This window comes from Streptomyces axinellae, from assembly GCF_039532135.1.
Classification (GTDB): Bacteria; Actinomycetota; Actinomycetes; order Streptomycetales; family Streptomycetaceae; genus Streptomyces; species Streptomyces axinellae.
On record NZ_BAAARJ010000098.1, the window covers coordinates 1 to 530 of the forward strand.

At 56.4% G+C, this 530-nt stretch carries 1 rRNA gene; it reads left to right on the plus strand.

Going from position 1 to position 530, the window contains the following annotated elements:
* Positions 1-530 (plus strand): 23S ribosomal RNA (locus ABD339_RS33625); the annotation flags it as partial.

Consider the following 530-nt stretch of genomic DNA (forward strand, 5'->3'; position numbering starts at 1 on the left):
GAAGACCAAGGGTTCCTGTCCAACGTTAATCGGGGCAGGGTGAGTCGACCCCTAAGGCGAGGCCGAAAGGCGTAGTCGATGGGAAACAGGTTAATATTCCTGTACTTGGTGTTACTGCGAAGGGGGGACGGAGAAGGCTATGTTAGCCGGGCGACGGTTGTCCCGGTTTAAGCATGTAGGCTGATTGTCCAGGCAAATCCGGATAATCAAGGCTGAGGTGTGATGACGAGGCACTACGGTGCTGAAGTAACAAATGCCCTGCTTCCAGGAAAAGCCTCTAAGCATCAGGTAACATTAAATCGTACCCCAAACCGACACAGGTGGTCAGGTAGAGAATACCAAGGCGCTTGAGAGAACTCGGGTGAAGGAACTAGGCAAAATGGTGCCGTAACTTCGGGAGAAGGCACGCTGGTGTGTAGGTGAAGTCCCTGCGGCAGGGGCGCGCGTCCCTGGTGGACGGCTTCGCGCAGATCGACGGCGGCGAGGTCTGGCTGGACAACGTCCACATCCCCGAGTACACGCAGGGCACG